At 57.8% G+C, this 18,744-nt stretch carries 10 protein-coding genes and 2 pseudogenes; 7 read left to right on the top strand and 5 right to left on the bottom strand.

Annotated elements, in window-relative coordinates:
* Window positions 1-21 precede the first annotated feature (21 nt).
* Together OKW29_RS10785 and OKW29_RS10780 are read left to right on the top strand one after the other, a co-directional pair.
* Window positions 22-1,068 (top strand): glycosyltransferase family 2 protein, encoded by a 1,047-nt coding sequence (locus tag OKW29_RS10785; RefSeq protein ID WP_429291039.1) that lies wholly within the window; start codon window positions 22-24, stop codon window positions 1,066-1,068.
* Between the two features lie 51 nt (window positions 1,069-1,119).
* On the top strand, window positions 1,120-2,130 hold the full coding sequence (locus OKW29_RS10780) for a glycosyltransferase family 2 protein (protein ID WP_429291038.1): 1,011 nt from the start codon (window positions 1,120-1,122) through the stop codon (window positions 2,128-2,130).
* 310 nt (window positions 2,131-2,440) lie between these two features.
* On the opposite strand, the gene OKW29_RS10775 is transcribed toward OKW29_RS10780, so the two are convergent.
* Both OKW29_RS10775 and OKW29_RS10770 read right to left on the bottom strand, forming a co-directional pair.
* Window positions 2,441-3,841: a hypothetical protein gene (locus OKW29_RS10775; protein WP_429291037.1), complete on the bottom strand. Its 1,401-nt coding sequence runs from the start codon at window positions 3,839-3,841 to the stop codon at window positions 2,441-2,443.
* Window positions 3,842-4,124: 283 nt separating this feature from the next.
* Window positions 4,125-5,558: a UbiA family prenyltransferase gene (locus OKW29_RS10770; RefSeq protein ID WP_429291036.1), complete on the bottom strand. Its 1,434-nt coding sequence runs from the start codon at window positions 5,556-5,558 to the stop codon at window positions 4,125-4,127.
* Window positions 5,559-6,333: 775 nt separating this feature from the next.
* On the opposite strand from OKW29_RS10770, the pseudogene OKW29_RS10765 reads away from it, so the two are divergent.
* A pseudogene (locus OKW29_RS10765) lies at window positions 6,334-7,663 on the top strand (IS110 family transposase).
* Window positions 7,664-7,975: 312 nt separating this feature from the next.
* The gene (locus OKW29_RS10760) at window positions 7,976-9,637 is read left to right on the top strand and encodes a hypothetical protein (RefSeq protein ID WP_429291035.1); all 1,662 of its coding nucleotides are present in this window, start codon (window positions 7,976-7,978) and stop codon (window positions 9,635-9,637) included.
* Between the two features lie 392 nt (window positions 9,638-10,029).
* On the opposite strand, the gene OKW29_RS10755 is transcribed toward OKW29_RS10760, so the two are convergent.
* Window positions 10,030-11,598, bottom strand: a complete 1,569-nt coding sequence (locus OKW29_RS10755; protein WP_429291034.1) for a hypothetical protein — start codon at window positions 11,596-11,598, stop codon at window positions 10,030-10,032.
* 284 nt (window positions 11,599-11,882) lie between these two features.
* Between OKW29_RS10755 and OKW29_RS10750 the strand changes: the two genes are divergently transcribed.
* Both OKW29_RS10750 and OKW29_RS10745 read left to right on the top strand, forming a co-directional pair.
* Complete coding sequence (locus OKW29_RS10750) at window positions 11,883-12,113, top strand: hypothetical protein (RefSeq protein WP_429291033.1); 231 nt, start codon at window positions 11,883-11,885, stop codon at window positions 12,111-12,113.
* Window positions 12,114-12,597: 484 nt separating this feature from the next.
* Complete coding sequence (locus OKW29_RS10745; RefSeq protein ID WP_187631889.1) at window positions 12,598-13,590, top strand: IS5 family transposase; 993 nt, start codon at window positions 12,598-12,600, stop codon at window positions 13,588-13,590.
* A 252-nt stretch (window positions 13,591-13,842) separates the two neighbouring features.
* On the opposite strand, the gene OKW29_RS10740 is transcribed toward OKW29_RS10745, so the two are convergent.
* Window positions 13,843-14,796, bottom strand: a complete 954-nt coding sequence (locus OKW29_RS10740) for a glycosyltransferase family 2 protein (RefSeq protein ID WP_429291032.1) — start codon at window positions 14,794-14,796, stop codon at window positions 13,843-13,845.
* Window positions 14,797-15,359: 563 nt separating this feature from the next.
* Between OKW29_RS10740 and OKW29_RS10735 the strand changes: the two are divergent.
* Window positions 15,360-15,800 (top strand): annotated as a pseudogene (locus tag OKW29_RS10735) (O-antigen ligase family protein); the annotation flags it as partial.
* 158 nt (window positions 15,801-15,958) lie between these two features.
* On the opposite strand, the gene OKW29_RS10730 reads toward OKW29_RS10735, so the two are convergent.
* The gene (locus tag OKW29_RS10730) at window positions 15,959-18,712 is read right to left on the bottom strand and encodes an HAD-IC family P-type ATPase (RefSeq protein ID WP_429291031.1); all 2,754 of its coding nucleotides are present in this window, start codon (window positions 18,710-18,712) and stop codon (window positions 15,959-15,961) included.
* Between the last annotated feature and the right edge of the window lie 32 nt (window positions 18,713-18,744).

The raw sequence follows: 18,744 nt of genomic DNA, 5'->3' as shown, positions 1-18,744 counted from the left end.
GAACCAGACTAGAGGTACTCGATGAAAGTTCGATACAGCGAATGTCTCACAAACCGCGCTGAACTCTTTTTCTCAGTCGTCGTTGCCAACTACAATTACGGGCGTTTTGTTCGGCAAGCCATTGAAAGCGCCTTGGCACAGGATTGGCCCAACAGGGAAGTCATCGTCGTCGATGACGGCTCGACCGACAACTCCGCGGAGGTCATTCGTTCGTACGGCGAACAGATAACGGCCATCTTCAAAGAAAATGGAGGCCAGCGCGAAGCCAACAACGTGGGCTTCGATAGGAGTGCGGGCGACGTCGTCATTTTCCTCGATGCGGACGACGTTCTGGTGCCCGGCGCGTTGCGCTCGATTGCTTCGGTTTGGCGCCCCGGCCTCAGCAAGGTGCAGGTGTTGATGGAGCGTGTCGACGCGGAGGGACACCCCATACGCAACGCGATTCCCAAGGTTCGAACCGTGATTCCGAAGGTTCCGCCGGGAGTTTCGTCCGAGGCGATTCGTCACTGGGCGTATGAGACCTCGGAGTATCCCTCTCCGCCGGGCTCGGGAAACGCGTGGGCTCGCAGCTTTCTCGAGAGAATTTTTCCATTGGACGCGAGTTGCGATTCATTCACGGACTCGACGTGCATCGCCATGGCTCCCTACATGGGCGACGTCGAGACAATTGCTGCGCCACTAGTGCTGTACCGTATGCATGGCGAGAACGACAGCGCTATGAGTACGAATACAAGCAACTTTGGGCGCGAGATCTCACGTGCACTGAAACGTCACAATGCTGCCTGCAAAGCCTGCAGAATGACCGGCCTGCCGCCACCGCCGCTTAGCACCCTGTTTTCAGCACCTCATTTGCTTCAATTGCGAGTTGCCTCGTTGCGGCTCACACCGGAACAGCATCCGCTACCTGGAGACAGCCGAGTCCGCGCCCTGCGCGATGCATTGTCTATCCCCTTCCGTGCAAGTTTCGAGCGTCCTGGTTTTCGCTTCCTGATTGCGGGGTGGAGTATCGCCACCTTGCTTGCACCAAAGAACGTCGCGAGCACGCTTATCCGGCGCCGTTTCATTTGAACGGATTCGCCAATCCATTGTGTCGCACTCTGCTCTTCTGTGTGAGTCGTCATGAAAGAAATGACCGTCGTGATCTGCAACTACAACTACGAACAGTTTCTGGCCGAGGCGATCGATTCGGCGCTTGCGCAGGACTACGTGCACACTCGTGTCATGGTCATCGACGATGGATCGACTGACCGGTCTCGCGCAATCATGGAAAGCTACGGATCGCGCATCGCAACCGTTTTCAAGGACAACGGCGGCCAGGTATCCACCTACAACCTGGGACTTGATCTCGTCGAGACGGATCACGTGCTGTTTCTCGACGCCGACGACGTGCTATATCCTGATGCCGTGACCGAGGTGATGCAGCGCTTCAATAGCGAGAATCTCGCAAAGGTACAGTTCCGGCTAGACATCATCGACCAGACGAGCAAATGTACGGGCGGTTATGTACCTCATTCTGGAATCGACGGTGACTGTCGAAAACCTTTGCTGGACGGATGGCTCTATCCGTCCCCTCCGGCGTCTGGGAACGCGTACAGCGTCACTGCCCTACGGAAAATTTTCCCCGTCCCGGAAACGCCCAACAGCCGGTATGGCGCGGATTTTTACGCAATCTATGGGGCGGCTCTCGTCGGGGCAGTCTCGAGCATCCCGATGTCTCTCGGCGGATATCGCGTATCTCGTAGCGGAGGGCGAAGCGTGTCGTTTGCCAACTCCGATTCGATCACCAAGGCTCCAAGAGCGCTCGCGTCGCGGTGGGCAACCCTGCGTGAAATGGCATCCCGCCGCCTGGGAATGCAATTGCCGTCCGACTTCTACGATTTCGCGCATGAAAGGGCCATTTTCTGCTCGTGTGTCTACCAGGCGCCGTTGACGACCCGATGGCACTGGATGTTCAGCGATTCGCATGCTTATTTTCATACGATCGTGGCGAATCCATTCTGGAGTCGAAAGAAGAAGGTGGGAACGCTGATGCTGTCCAGTCTCTGTCTGATTCCATACTCGCCTATCGCGGACTACGCGGTCCGCTACATCTGCAATCCGTTAGCTCGCCACAGCGCCCGTCAGTTGTAGTGGCTGAATTTGCCAGCGCCAAGCAGCCTCGGCGCTAGCACTACGGCACTGACAACCGTCCCCGCCTCGCGACCTGGAACACGTCATGCGGGCACGCCAGATGGCTGCAGGCGAGCGGCGGATGATCCGTTGCAGTTCGATCTGGGAGTCGGGCAGGAAGATTCCAGCGCTTGTGGGACGGCAGATAGCGCCAGTCAGGTCGCGGCATGGTGTGCACTGGCGACAAGTCGCGCGTAAGCGGCGTCAAACCGTTCTTGTCGTCAGAGAGGATCTGACGGGATGTCGCAGATGAAGTTCACGCGCCGACAGATCACTCCTGAGCCACAACGATATAGGCGAGATGCTCTGCCGGTCCTTGTCCGCCATGACCATTGACGAGATCAGGTACTCTGAAACGGATCTGCAAACCCTGATCGTCCCACTTCAACGCAGTTTGCGTCACCGAAGCCGTTGAACCTGACAGCGCGTCGATGAACCGAACTTTTGCGCGGCCCGAGGAAGGCGGGCGCAGTTCGGGCACATCGACCGTGCGCCAACCCGGTAGTGCACGCACCTGCATCACGATTTGCTTGTCCGAATACAGCGCGCTGCCGGATGCAGCAGGACCGAACTGCAGTTTCTGCTGGAGGGGCGACAGCACCCCGCCCACCGTCTGGTTCAACACGATCAGACTCCGCCCCGAAACGTTGTACGTCCTGACGGGCGGACCGCGGTGCGTGAGACGGAACGGTTCATATCCGTCCCAGTGATACACCATCGAAACGTACTTGTCGGGATCGTCCCAGTTTCGATCGAGCGACCACGCGGCGAGATCGAAGAAATAGCGTGGTAAATAGTGATCGTCGATCATATATCTATCGCCAATCTCCGTTTGCCACAATCCACGAGCGGGCCCTTGCCTTACATAACGCTCGTAAAGATAATCCATGTCCTTGACCGCAAGATAATGCGTGTCGAGGTAATCCACGCAGTCCAGCATCCGCAAGTTGTATTTTGGACTTCTGTACTCCAGCCACTGACTAAAGGTTTCGAGCCCCCCCTGGTCCGGCCATCCGCCGTAGACGACGTAAGCGCCATAGCGGCGGATGATCCGCGCGGCTGGAATATGGATCTTGTCCACGTAGTCCTCCATCGCCCGTTCATATGGCGCATGCAGGTCGTCCCCGGCGCCTGGTCGAGCGGCACCGTGCCAGAACGATGCCTGTGGCGAACCGCCCGAGAGCTTTCCGGCCGCCTCGTTCCAGATCTGAAAGAAGCGCAGGTTGTACGGTGAGGCGTGATATTTCCGGACTACTGCTTCCACATAGCGCTCCCACGCCTTCACATCCACGGGTGCCGATTTTGAATCTCCTGGCACGCTCGCGTTCCACAGCGGCGTGTAGGCAAGTAGCAACAACGTACGAAATCCGTTATGGTTGTTCTGGATGATGACGGGCGGCAGGTCGCTTTCGTTATTGTTCCCCGTCTTGTCGACCCGCATCGGGTCCGAGGCACCATGGGCTTGCCCCGGACCTACGGGACCGCGCGCCCAACTAATCCCCATTTCCTTCCACATTGCGACGTCACGGGGAGAGCTTGCCCAGCCATTCGACCCAATCAAGTCGGTAATCCGTCGCCCTACGGCCTGTGACGCGGAGCCCTGACGCGCCGAAGCCGCGGCGATCGGTGGCCATAGCGGTCTCAGCGTTGTCCAACCGAGCGCCGTCAACATCTGAAGTACAAGTCGTCTGTTATATCTGGTCATAGGCCTTTAGTAACTATCTGCCAATTGCAAATCTGCCGCGGAGCGCCTGCCCGGCCATTCACGCTGGCTGGCGAAGCTTTCCGATAAGAACGCTGACAGATGTTGTGCCTCGGTCAATCCGACGCTAAGTTCTGCGTGATCGCCAGGGCCGTAGTTGTAATATCAGACCCAAATCAAAGCATTCACTCATCTTCCGCTTATCACGTTACAGGTAAAGTCCAACCCGACGTGCAGAGCGGCCCGTGTCTGATCAGATCGCAAAAATGACCGCCGCCACGCAAAACATAATGATCATCAGACTCGAACGGTTTTTGATGGCATAGACGATTGGGTCGTCATGCATCTGCCCCCGGAAGGCGACTACCCAGACACGGCTGATCCAGTAAAGAAGCAGAACAAAGAGAATCAACAGCCTGTGGGGATGACGATACAACACGGTGACGGCGGTAGAATTCATATAAAGCGCAAGGACAAGCACCGCGACATAGCCCGATGCAGTCCCGAACGAGCGGACGATGCTCATGTCCATCGTGAGATAACCGCGGCCCGCCGCCGAATCCTTACCCTCGCGCTGCATTTTGTCGAGCTCCGTATAGCGCTTTACCATGGCCAGACTGAGAAATATCATGACGGAGAACATGATTAACCAGTCCGACAGCACTACGTCGACCGCCGTTCCGCCAGCCACGATACGGGTGGTATAAAGCGCTGCCAGCACAAAAACGTCCACCAGCATTACGCCCTTCAGGTGAAAGGAATAAGCGAGTGTCATCGCGACGTAACCGGCAAGTACCAGCTGAAACGACGACGGCAAAAAAATAGCAAGGGCTGCGGACGCTATTAGCAGCATGAACATCATGCCAATCCCGATAGAAAGCGGCAACTCACCGGAGGCAAAGGGACGTTTGCACTTTCGACTATGGCGCCGATCCACATCAAGATCAAGCATGTCGTTCAAAAGGTATACCGACGACGCACAGAAGCAGAAAGAAAAAAATGCAATGCCGGCGGCGATCAGTGCGTCGACGTTCATGAAGCGATGCGACGCCAGCAGCGGGACAAAGATCAATAGATTCTTCACCCATTGATAGACGCGCATCTCCTTGACTGCGAGCCTGCAGAAAGACCGTTTGCTCTCGAATATGACGGTGGTGTGATTTGCCTTCAGCGCCGCCGCCTGAATGCTTTTTCCCCCAACGACGATCGCTGTGCGCGCCTGCTTCCATACAGGCACATCGGCGCGTGCGTTGCCGCAATAGTCGAAACCCTGAACGCCAAACTCCGCCGTCAAGGCCATAGCCTTGTTCGTTCCTGATAGATTGCGCGACTTGTTGCTCGCCATCACCCCTTTGAAGAAGCCGAAGTGTGACGCGATCTGTTCTGCAAATCGTTGATCCCCTGCAGTGCATAGATAGAGATCTCGGCCGCTTGAGCGCTCCTTTTTGAGGAAGTCGACCAGGGGCGCGTTGTATGGGAGCAGCGATACGTCGATCGCGACGCGTTCAGCGATCCGCGCTTTAAGATACCCTTTTCCGCGCATCAGCCATACCAAACAATGCAGTAAATAAAGGGGATTTCTCTTAACTAGTGCCAGGAACGACTCGATGAGAACGTCGCTGCGCGTTAGTGTGCCGTCCAGATCAACGCAAAGGGGAATAGCAGCCATGGAGACCTCGATGGACATGAAATGTCGATCAACTTTCGAATGGGAACCACTGCAAGTTTTTCTGCATTCACGCGCGACATCAGACCTTAAGCGTGACGTGTCGCTTGCCGCAACTTGCGTCTGCATCGCCCGCCGCTGGCGGTTGCTCCGCATTCCATGGCGTTGTAAATAAGCTGAATGAATGCAGCATGCCAACTCCGCCAGCGAGCAACACCTACCGATGTCAGTGAGATCTTCCATACGCGCGCATTGCAACCCCGCGTTGATCACGCATTACCGCGATAAACGACGGACACGTGAACCCCAAGATCACGGTCGCCATGCGCTCAACCTTTGCTCGACCACATTGGAGTGTCGATGTGATTGGCACGACAGGTGCGTGCGTCAAGGTGGGGGCCAATCGCTTACCAATGCTCCGCCGGTCAACAAGGTTTTGAACCGAGCATAGTCGTTGCGAACTACGACTTGCGGGTGCTCGGCTTGAAATGGGGTGATATTGGCCGATATTGTGGAATACCTTGCAATCTTGGGAGCAGTTCAACCCCGTGCCGGGGCCGGCGTATGCGGAGAAACAGGGATGAGGTATACAGGTGAACGGCGGCGCCGCGATGACCGACAGACCAATGGTGCGCACTGGCGGCCTGCCCGCCGCGAAGTGAGCCCGCTTGAGAGCATGGTCCGGGATTCGTCGGCGACAGTGGTGAGCAGCGCGAGCTGCATCCCGTTCACGAGATCGAGTCAATTTCGACGCATCCCATGGCGCTGCCGTTCATCCACCATAGTGAGGTGAACCATGGCGATGCGCAAGCGCGAAGACAGCCCCGAGGTATTTCCGAATGCGGCGGGGATCGATATTGGCGGCTCGAGTCACTGGGTCGCGGTGCCCAAAGGGGCGGCTGAAGAGCCGGTACGCGAGTTCGGCACGATGACCGACGATCTGCACCAGATGGCGGACTGGCTGCTCGCGTGCGGTGTCGACACGGTGGCGCTTGAATCGACGGGCGTATTCTGGATCCCTGTGCATGAGGTGCTGGAGCAACGCGGGCTGACGGTCTGGCTGGTTGACGCACGGCAGATGAAGTACGTGCCGGGGCGCAAGAGTGACGTGATGGACTGCCAGTGGCTGCAGAAGCTGATGAGCCTGGGACTGCTGAGGGCGGCCTTTCGCCCGTGCGACGAGGTCTGCGTAGTGCGCGCAGTGGCGCGTCAGCGCGAGGTCCTGCTCACCGAGCAGGCCAGCTGGGTGCTGCGCATGCAGAAGGCGCTGGTGCAGATGAACTTGCAGCTCACCGAGGTGCTCACCGATGTGATGGGCCTGACCGGGCAGGCGATTGTGCGCGCGATTGTCGCCGGCGAGCACGATCCGAAAGTACTGGCCCGCCATCGCCACGGCCGCGTCAAGGCCAGTGCGGCCGAAATCGAACGGGCGCTGACCGGCAACTGGCGTGACGAGCACCCTGTTCGTGCTGCAGCAGGCGCTTGCAATGTTCGACAGTCTGGCTCAACGCGTCGTCGAATGCGATGCGAAAATCGAGGCCCTGCTCAGGCCACTTGGGGTTCACGAAGTCAAACTGTCAGGTCCCGGCAAGCGCTGCGGCAAGAACACGCCGCAGTTTGATGCGCGCACGGCCCTTGCGCGCTGGGCGGGCGTCGACCTCACGCGTATCAACGGCCTGTCCGTGACAACGGTGATGACGATTCTCTCCGAGATCGGTCCGGACCTGAGCCGCTTTGCCAGCGTGAAACACTTCTGCTCGTGGCTGGGGCTGTGTCCAGGCACCAAGATCAGCGGCGGCAAGGTTCTGAGCGCGCGCACGCGCCGCTCGGCGAACCGGGTTCGGCAGGCGCTGAAGCTCGCCGCCATGAGCCTGTCGCGCAACGACTCGGCGATTGGTGCGTTCTACAGGCGGTTGTGCGCGCGTATGGACAAGCCGCGCGCGAATACGGCGGTCGCCCACAAGCTCGCCCGAATGGTGTACTTCATGCTCACGCGGGGTGAGGCCTTCGTTGACCAGGGGCAGCAACGCTACGAAGAGCAGCAGCGGCAGCGCAGTATCGAGGCACTCAGGCGCCGCGCCACGGCGCTTGGCTTCCAGATCACCCCAAGCGCGCAAACCCTCTGAAAACCAGCGCGACTTTAATGATTCTCACGAGAACTGATCTGCATCGAAGGTTACTTCCTACTTTTTGTGCAGTGCGGACAGACTAGGAAGGGTCCCACAATCCAATGAGGATCACCTTGTGCAGCGCCGCACATTTGCCGATAATCGGCTCTATTCCATGGCGATGTCGACGGCGTTGCGCTTAGTGTTCATATCAACCGTCAGCCGTGCGTCGTATTGTTGTCAGCATGCGTCGAGCACAGTTTCTTTACTGTTGCACTGAGCGCGCATGTATCGAACGACGAGCGTTTACAACGAGCGGAGAATGCCTGTATGTCTACATCGACGAAAGACACCATCCAGCGTGCGAACTCAACGCACAAGTCAGAGAAGATGCGAGGTGCGCTCGACCGGATCGACCCGACTCAATTGTGCGACCAGATCGTTATCTTTGTATTCGCCTCCTCGCTATATGGCGCATTCTTATACAACTTCCGCGTCAGTAGTGTCGCGTTAGCGGGAATCTCAGCATTTGCCATCGTTGTGGCCGTGGTCATATATGGTTATGTTTCCAATGCTCAATGGCCCACCACGATCGTCACGATATCATTTATCGCGGTGGTACTTTTCGGCTTCGGCTATCTTCGAGAATTCAGCTACGACGGTTTGAACTATCACATCGCAACCCCGCTTTTATTGGACCACCACCTGACCGGCGTCACCGGTTCCGAAGCAATTGGCGGTACGTTCTGGGCTGCACATTATCCAAAGGCGTTCGAGTATTTTGCGTACACGGCGAAGGTTCTGACTTCACGTTTCAATAGTGGAAAGTCAATTACGCTATTGCTTAGCGTTCCCGCCTGCGTTGCTCTGATGCGATTGTTCCAGTCAGCGGGAATATCCGCCAAAGCCGCGCTGCTTGCTGCTGCCACATGCGTTTACAATCCCGTCGCGCTCGGCCAGATCACGACGTTTTATGTCGACGCAGCGCACTACTACTGCTGGACCATCTTTTCAGTCAATTTGCTTTTTGCGCTAAAGGGCAGGCCAAACTCCGGGATTCAACTTGGCATCGCGCTCGTGCTTCTGATAGATTCAAAGCTCACAGGGCCAGTTTTCGCAGCCATCTCCATTCTCGTATTTTTCGTTGCGGCGTTCATCAGCGGAGAAAAGAGAAAATTCATTGCGAACCACAAGCGATTGATCGGCCAATTGGCTATTTCGTCGTTTGTCGCCGTCGCAGTCGTCGGCTATTCGCCATATGTAGAGAACATTGCCGCTGGCAGAAACATCCTCTACCCCGTCCTTGGGAAGGACAAGGTCGATATCATCAGAGCAAAAGCGTCAGCTCACTTTTTTTCAATGAGCCCTTTGCACAAGCTCATCGTCTCGTATTTTTCGATTCCGATGAATTGTAGCTCGTGCACAAACCCGGAACCGACGTATGTCCCGTCATTAACGAATCTGCGTCAGTCATTCATTGCACTACATACGGCTGACACACGTTTCGCCGGGTTCGGTCCGTTCTTCGGAGTCATGCTCATCGCGTGCATGGCCTCGTTTCTGTATCGAAAAAAAGCCGGCGATGACGCTGTGAAAATATTTCTCCTCGCGACGCTAACGATTGTTCTGACGCATCCCCAATCCTGGTGGGCTCGCTATGTCCCAATGTTTTATGCAGTTCCTTTCTTGGTTATTGCAGGATTTTCAACGAGTCGAAGACTATTTTACGTGGTACTGGCTTTCGGGATCGCGAACTCGCTTCTCGCTGCGGCCAGCGTTACAGGGTATATCATCCTCAAAGAGACTCACTACAAGAACGCAGTGGCGGCAGTACGCACGATGTGCGAACGAGATCCAATCGCTCTGTCACATTCCGAGATGAATTGGGAAGCGGATTTGCGCGACGATCGCCTCGTTGTCCAGTCGAAAGGCAGCCCAGCCCAAGCCGGGTGTGCCGTGAATTTCGACCAGATGATGGTCATGAAGAAGTAAGCAGTTCGGTGGTTCAGCTCGCGCGGATCCTACGGACGATAACCTCGTCTACCGCGCATGCCAGATAGGCGCGACTCGCATGGCGACAGCACGAGGCGACTTCGCGCGGATCTGATATGTACAGCGATGGTTCGCGCTGACTGGCGTCGCGCTGCAAAATGGCCAATGGCGCACTAAATCACGGGTCTGAATAGAGGCGGCAAAAGAGGCGAAATGGGCCCCCTTTCCCGCCACCGTCTGCAGCCAGCCTTCAGTCACGGACCAGCGCACCTCAGGACCGATAGTTTCGCCGACGCAAGTGCGTTCAGCTTGGGACTTATACGGTCCCAAGATCCGGTCTGCTCACGAGGAAGGCAGACCGTGCCAGCCCCGAGGTACCGATGCTCACACGCCTAATTGTCGGGGTTATTGGCGGCGAAGCTCGCGAACGCGTTGTAAGGCGCGCTGTTCGGAGTACCGTTAATCACGATGCCGTAACTGGTGTTCCCGCTATCCAGTACGTAGTACATCACCGACTGGATGTTGTGTGTCTTTCTTGCCGGATAGAACTGACCCAATTGCGTATTAACGTAGTCAGCTCGGTAGGTTTGGCTCGCGTCCGGCCCACAATTCCATTCCGTGATCATGAACGGCACGCCATATCGAGCCTTGCAATAGGTCGGCAGATCAAAGCCCGGGCCGGCGCCATCGGGACTGATATCGAAGATGTCACCGTATGCCTCGTAATTGTGCCAGGTCGTGATGTCCCACCGCAGTTTTTGATGGCCGCTGCTGCCGTCAGGTTGCGTGCCTTCCCACAGCGCGTCAGCCGCGCCGATGTCTGCGACGCAGAAATTGACACCGCACTTCGCAGACGGCTGGACAGATTTCACGCCATCAATCATGCCGCGCATGGAGCCGCGCATGGCCGGCCAGTTGGTATTATTGAAATCCCCTGCCAAGCTGCCCGCGAGGTGGAAGTCCAGCACCGTAGCGGGTTGACGCGTCAATTCGTTACCGCACTCGTACATGGTCACGCCATATGGCTGCAAAGCGGTGGCGATCGTTTGTGCAGTCGCAAAACAGGTCTGATACGCTTGCGCCTCATTGGCGAAAACATTCCCGTTTGCGTCGTAGACACCCGCTTCGATCAGCACGAGCAGTGATAGTCCAGCCGACTGGAAGGCTTTTGCGATGTTGACCACGGCGCTGAGCGAACGCGAATCGCTCCCGCAGCCAACGCGATAGATCGAGCATCCCAGACCCTTCAAGAGCGATACGAGTTGCGCGGGCGTGTACGTGTAGTCGTAATGCCCATTGATCCCGTAGAAGTTACCCGCTACAGAGGCAACCGCAATGCGTGGATCATTGCAAGGCAGCCATTGCGCCGAGAAATTCCGCGAGTCGACGTTGACGTACCACTGGCCGCTCGTATTGCAGCAATAGATCTGGCCACCGTACCAGAGGACGAGCGTCACGTTGTAGTTGAGGCCTACGACAACGCCGTTCAAGTAAATGACACCATTGCTCAACGTCCATGTTCCGCCCGTCCAATCAATGATGCTCGATGCCGACGGCATCGTGGTACCGTTTGGAGACGTCATGCGCACCCGCGGATCCATGCAGCCCTCCCATCTCAAGCCGTCCCATTGGAACCACTGCCCGCTCGTGTTCTCAACGAAGATGTTTCCGTTGAAGCACATCGCGACTGCGACGTTGTAGTTGTTCCCTGCTATCACTCCGTTTTTATAAACGGAGCCGCCCGACAGGGTCCAGGTGTTGCCCGAGCCGTCGATCAGAGAACTTGCCGGAGGCATCGCCGTGCCGTTACCGGAAGCGGCCTTTGCCGTCGCGGTTGCATTCCGAGCTGTGGCGCTAGCCGCATTGTCGCTACTGTCCGACCCGCCACCGCCGCATGCGCTCAACAGAACGCTTCCACCCAGTGCCGAGAGGGCACCAATAAATTGACGTCGTTTTACCATTTTGAATTATTCCAGCGCGGAAAAAAAATTCCCAAAAAAGGTTAAAATATTATTTCCTGCCTTTAGGACAACCAAATTTCTGACAAGGCGCCCACTATTCTTCTTCGCCTTCGCTATAGCCGATGAAAATCCTCAATCCCTTCAGACACTGCTTTACAACCGTTACCACACCGCTAAAAAACCGTTCGCTTGAAGTTATCCATTCGACAGACGCGCGAGCGCGAGCCAGTACCACGGCGAGTTGATTCGCACGTCAAGAGGATTCACCCAACGGAGGAGACGACGTGGCTGCGATGCCTGCCCTCGGCATCTTCTACGGCTTTATGCGACGCAAACGTTGTCCCGAAGGAATATTACCCCCGGCCGCCCGGCAAATTTTCCTCATTGCCGTGAACGGACGGACAAATCGTATCGGTAAAACGCCTTCAGTCAAAGAACAATCCGTCTTTTTCAGCCAAAAAGCAGAACTTTTGCCCGTCGCAGTTGATCTCACGAATATTCTGACTTTCTTATGATCATCAGAGGAGTAATATTATTATTTATCCCCTTTCGACCCTGTTTAATTCGAGTATTTTTTGCTTGACTGTGGGTGAATGGTGGGTCGAGCAATACCTGTTCCCTGTCATTATTACGACAAATTAGGCAGATATTAGAGCGCGACGAGGAAATTCGTCCTGTGCCGCCGAGCGGCGAGTCGGCCGTACCGGTTCGTATGTTCCGGCCCCAGCACGGGCGAGCCAATGCAACCTCGTCATCTGTTGGGCCGCGCGCAAACTGGGGTCGCTCCGCCGACCGGAAAACTGCAGGCGATCGATGCGGGACTCGCCTCCTGCACGCGACGGATTGAATGCTGCTTAGCGCGGGTTTTCCGAGGCAGCTGCGTTCGACAACGTGATCTTGTTGTCGACCTAAGGAAACGCTGATTAATGGAGCTCGGCGGTCATCGCTCACGTAGCCGAAGACGTTATAGAAGGCAGCTCACAGAACGGACTCACGAGGATGAAGAGGCAGATCGGCTTCGCGGAAGCGGAAATTGCAGGCAAGAAGCGCGTGACGAGGCGCCAACGCTTCCTGGCGGAGATGGAGCAGATTGTGCCGTGGCAGCGTTTGCTGTCTGCAATCGAACCGCATTACCCGAAGGGCACGCGAGGCCGTCCGCCGATTGGCTTGGAGCGAATGCTGCGGATCTATTTCCTGCAACAGTGGTACGGGCTGTCGGACGAAGGGCTGGAAGACGCGCTGTATGACAGCATTGCGCTGCGCGCCTTCGCCGGCATCGATCTGGCAGTCGAGAACGTTCCGGATGCGACCACGCTGCTGAAATTCCGGCGCCTGTTGATCGAGCACGAACTGACACGGAAGCTGTTCGACGAGATCGGTATCTCGCTGTGTGAGCGTGGACTGATGATGAAGGAAGGCACGCTGGTTGATGCGACGATCATCGAAGCGCCACCGTCGACCAAGAACGCCGGGAAGAGCCGTGACCCGGAGATGCATCAAACGAAGAAGGGAAACGAATGGCACTTCGGGATGAAAGCCCACGTTGGCGTGGACGCCGATTCGGGCTTGGTCCACAGTGTGGTTGGCACGGCGGCCAACGTGTCGGATGTGTCGCAAGCCCATTTGCTGCTGCACGGCCATGAAGAGGAAGCGTTCGCCGACGCAGGCTACATTGGTGTAGACAAGCGTGATGAAATGAAAGGCAAGGCAGTAAATTGGCACGTCGCTGCCAAGCGCGGAAAGATCAAGGCGATGCAGGACGGGCCGCTGAAGGACCTGGTGACTGCGCTTGAGCGAACCAAGGCGCAAATCCGTTCGCGCGTTGAGCATCCGTTCCATATCGTCAAGAACCTGTTTCACCATCGCAAAACCCGATACAAGGGCTTGGCCAAGAACACGGCGCAACTGTTCAGCTTGTTCGCTCTGGCGAATCTGGTGACTGCGCGAAATCTGTTGCGATCGGTTCATGGGAGCAATCCGTCATGCGTATGAAAAATGAGAGAAGAGGGGCTCGTTTGCGAGCCAAATTCACCGAAATGAGCGTCGATTCGATTCGTTATCCAGAAAATTTGACGCGTCTTGATCTCAAGCCGATCCGACAGTTCATTAATCAGCGTTTCCCTAACTGAACTACCGACGATTACCAGTGATTAATAGATCAGTGGCGAGCGCCCGCTTGCAACACAACTGATATGAAGGCGGTCGACAAATTCGGCGGAAATCGAATGAGCCACGTCTCGCGGCTCAAAGCCCTAATGTCTTTGAGCGGCGTTTGTTTCGGAGTATCAGAACGTAAAAGCGCTTCTTCAAAAATTGCACCGCACATCTCAGGACCTTGGGATGATCAATTGTGTGATGAACGGCTGCCCCGAAGCGCCTTTGACGCACCGCCTCTGTGACATCGACCCAGCGAAGCGAAGTTTCGAGTGATCGATGCCGACGCGCACATGCATCGGCTAATCTCCCGGACATAGCAAACGATGCACGGAAGCGGGCATTCGCTTCGAGCATGCCTCGAAGCGCCGGTCCATCTGCCGACTTGTCGGTGGAAAGCGAATCACCACGTCGCCGATAGTGATAACCCATGCCCGGATAAACAACCATTCGTGCATCGTGCTTCACCAACACGCGCAACAAGAGATCGAAGTCTTCGCCAGTGCGAAGCTGCTCGTCATACCGCAGTTCGGTTAAAAACTCGGTCCTGATCATAGGCTTGAGATAGGCGAGACGCGGCGCCTTGATAAGCGCAACGGCGTCGAAAGTCTTGGGGGCCCGCAGGCCGAGCAGCGAGTACCCCGTCAGCGAGCCGCTCTGGTTCATGATGAGTAAGTCATCAGCGACAATCGCGGCGCTGTCCGACTCCGCCTTTGCACGCAATGACTTGAGGCGTCCGTCCGCGAACAGGTCATCACTGTCGAGGATTGTGATCCAGCGTCCTCGCGCGCACTCCAGTGCACGATTACGTGCGACAGACGGCCCTCCGTTGCGCGACGAGGTGAGGAGAATAATACGTTGGTCGCTATCGGCAGCGGCGCGGACGATGTCTATGCTCGCGTCGGTCGACGCATCGTCCACAACGATGAGCTCCCAGTCTGCCAAGCTCTGTCTCTGGAGCGACTCGATCGCTTGTCCGATCCAGTTCGCTCCATTGAAGTTGGCCATTATGACAGTGACAGAGGGCGTCGGCGCAGGATTCACGATGCGGTTCGTTACGCATTCTTCGGTACGGTCGAACCCGCCAGGGGCTCCGCGGAGGCTTGGCTTTCGCCTTTTGATCCAATGTCATTTGGATTGCAAAGATGTGACGCGTTGCGCAAAAAACGCTGCAACTTAATAGACATTCCGCCACAGACCTCTGAAGGTAGCCGGGTGCAACGAGTCGGCAGCACGATCCGTCAACGCAGCTCCCGGCCTATTGGCCGGGTCGGTTGCGTTGCAATATAGCCTCTATCCCGCAGCCATTTAACGCGCTGACCGATATCGCTGAAGAGCTGTCGCGTTTATGCGACATCATTTAATCACCTCATTCCATGATAGCGGGGACAGTTCGAGCATTGCTCTCGTCCGACGTATTGAAACGGTTCTTAGCCAAAAAGCATTACACCGAAAAGTCGGTTGTACTCATATCGTTTGCGGCCGTTCAACAAGCGTGTACGGGTTCGTCAAACCGCAGTTGCGATATCGTCGTTGCGCCCATCAAGTGCGCGCTAAGCACTATGGCATTTCACTTAAAAACTCCCAGCTCCTGTCCGAACGAACGAGGCCACCTCTCTTCGTACTTCGGCCTGGTCGGCATTCCTTCTCACGTAATCGTTCAACACAGCGATTCGCACGCCCACAATTCGTACCTTAATATTCTCGCGGAGTTCGGCATCGTAGGACTCGTGCTAATGCTGAACTTCTATTGGAAATTGATCGCCTGGAGCCAGAGAGGCGCAGCCGCGTCGGCGCTGCACGGTGGCGGGAGGAACTTCGCCGCTTTCCGCTTCGTCGAGATATCTTCGGTCTGCCTGCTAGTCATGTCCGCAACCGAACATCGGCTGGTGTCGCCATCGAACGTGCTAATCCTTTCGCTCGTAGTGTCGCTGCTGCTCGCGTGGCGGCCGCCTCCCGCGCCGTTCAGACGAAGCACCGATTTCTCAGGTCCAGATTCGTCCTCGAAGAATGCGATCGCAAAAGGCATAAGGGGGCGGAGCCGTTAACGTAGCAGGCAGTGGCTGACGGATTGCCGGCCGGGCGTGGCACGTCCGGACGCATGAGCGACAATCATGCTGGATGAAGAAGCGCCCCGCGCACGCGTCGGCAAACCCGGCTCGCTGTCGCGACGGTGCGCCCAGTGTCGTTCGAACGCCCCAGCCGCTTAACTCAGCGGATCATCGCGCAAGGCCGCGCCCTCCTGTTGCGACGTCACAAATCCTCTCAATGCAGGGGTGAGCCGGAAAACGAGCTTCTCGATCTCCACCACGAGGAAAAACAGGACGCCACCACCGACGAGCCACCCCCACGCCGACAAGGGCAGAGCCTCGGTGTGGAAAACGGCATGGAACGGGAACGTATAGGTGAACAGAAGCTGCAAGACCACGACGCCGGCTATTCCGTACCAGAGATTGCGATTGCCTGTATGGGCGCGCACGGACAGCGACGAATCGAGCAGATACCGGATGTTGAGCAGATAGAACACCTGGCCCAGCGTAATGGCGTTGACCGCGGCCGTGCGCGCCATCTGATCCGACGCCCCTTGCGACTTCATCCAGAAGAAGGTGGACAGCGTATAGATCACGAGCGCCGCGCCGACGAACAGGATGCGCCAGATGCCGAAGCGCGTGACGATCGGCCGGTCGATTGCGCGTGGCGAGCGGCGCATCACGTCTGCCTCGTGCGGCTCGAACGAAATGGTCAGGCCGAGCGCGACGGACGTAACCATGTTGACCCACAGGATCTGCGGCGCCGTGATCGGCAGCGTGAAGGCGAACAGGATCGCCACCGCGATCACCGCGCCTTGCGCGACATTGGTCGGCAGCATGAACAGCATCGCTTTCTCGATGTTGTTGTAGACCGTGCGCCCTTCCTTCACCGCCGCGGAGATCGACGCGAAATTGTCGTCGGCGAGGATCATGCCCGCCGCCTCCTTCGTCACCTCGGTGCCCTTGATCCCCATCGCGACACCGATGTCGGCTTTCTTGAGCGCCGGCGCATCGTTGACGCCGTCGCCCGTCATCGCGACGATCTGCCGATTCGCCTGGATCGCCTTGACGAGCCGCAGTTTGTGCTCGGGACTCGCGCGCGCGAACACGTCGACGCCGCGCACGCATTCCTGCAGCGCCGCATCGTTCATCGCCTCGATCTCGGTGCCGGACACGGCGGTCTTGCCGTCGCCGATGCCCAGCATTCTTGCGATTGCCGCCGCCGTGATCTTGTGGTCGCCCGTGATCATCGTCACGCGAATGCCGCCGCCGTGGCATTCGCGCACGGCGTCGATCGCCTCTTTGCGCGGCGGGTCCATCAGGCCCACGAGGCCGAGCAGCACGAGGGTACGCGGTAGGTCCTGCGGCCCGAGGCCGCCCGTACGCAGGCCCGGGTCCGACAGCCACGCGAGCCCGAGCACGCGCTCACCTTGCGCGGCGAGTCGGTCGCCCTCCCTCGCGAAGTGCTCGCGATCGAGCGGCGCCGGGCCTTGCGCCGTCAGCTGCCGGTCGCAGTGGTCGAGGATCACCTCTGGCGCGCCTTTGACCAGCAGCATCTCGCCGTCCGTCGAACGGTTCAGCGTCGCCATGAACTTGTGCTCGGACTCGAAGGGGATCGCGTCGATCCTCGGCGCGGCGGCCGTCTCGGCGGCGCGGTCCATGCCCAGCTTGGAAGCGAACGGATAGAGCGCGCCCTCGGTCGGGTCACCCTCCACTTTCCATTTTCCGTCTTCCTCGAAGAGCTCGGCGTCGTTGCACAATAGCGACACGCGGCCCATCAGCTTGAGCACGTCCGGCGCAGCGCCGAGCGGCTTGCCATCCGCGCTGACCTCTCCTTCGCTGGCGTAGCCGTCGCCCGTAACGGCATAGGCCGCTTCGGCCGTTACGACGGAGGTCACCATCATCTCCATCAGGGTCAGCGTGCCCGTTTTATCCGAGCAGATGCGCGAGACGGCGCCCAGTGTTTCGACCGCCGGCAGGCGGCGAATAATGGCGTTGCGCTGGGCCATGCGCTGCACGCCGATGGCGAGCGTGATGGTGATGAGCGCCGGCAGGCCTTCCGGGATGACCGATACCGCAATCCCCACGATGGCCTGGAACAGCTCGACGAAAGTCATGTGTCCGAGCCAGTGCCCCCAGGAGAAGAGCAGCACGCTGACAACGGCGATCACTACCGTGATGACGTAGCCGAACTTCTTGATCTGGCGCAGCAGCGGCGTCTCGAGCGCGCTGACCTCGGCGAGCATCTGGTTGATCCGGCCGAGTTCCGTCTGGCTCCCGGTCGTCACCACGATGCCGGTTGCCCGGCCCGACAAGACCATCGTGCCGCAGAACGCCATGTTCTCGCGGTCGCCGACCGTGGCTTTGGCGGGTACCGGCGCGGTGCCCTTCTCGGCCGGGAGGGATTCCCCCGTAAGAGCCGCTTCTTCCGTGCGCAGGTTCCTGGCGTCGACGAGACGCATGTCCGCCGGGATTTTGTCGCCCGATTCCAGTAGCACGATGTCGCCAGGAACGAGTTCCTCGGCGGGGATCAAGCGAACCGCTCCGCCACGCATCACGCGCGCTTCCGCGGACAGCATGTTGCGAATCGAGTCGAGCGCCTTCTCGGCGCGTCCTTCCTGCAGGAAGCCGAGCAGCGAGTTGAGGATGACGACGGCCAGAATGACCGAGCCATCGAGCCACAGGCCCAGCATGAACTTGACGAAACCGGCCGCGAGCAGCACGTAGATCAGAACGTTGTGGAGCTGCATCAGGAAGCGTACGACCGGCCCCCTCTTCTTGCCCTGCGGGAGGCGGTTCGGCCCATAGGTGGCCAGCCGCCCGGTCGCTTCCGTTGCATCTAGGCCCTGCGCGGGATCGACGTTGAACTGCCGTTCGATGTCACCGGCCGGCATCGCATGCCACGGCGTCGCACTCTCAATTGAGCTCATCCTCGTGTCTCCCGGTTCCAGTGATTTCGGGT

The sequence above is a fragment of the Paraburkholderia sp. CI3 genome (assembly GCF_050436505.1).
GTDB classification, from domain to species: Bacteria; Pseudomonadota; Gammaproteobacteria; order Burkholderiales; family Burkholderiaceae; genus Paraburkholderia; species Paraburkholderia tuberum.
This window is presented reverse-complemented; position numbering and strand designations above follow the sequence as displayed.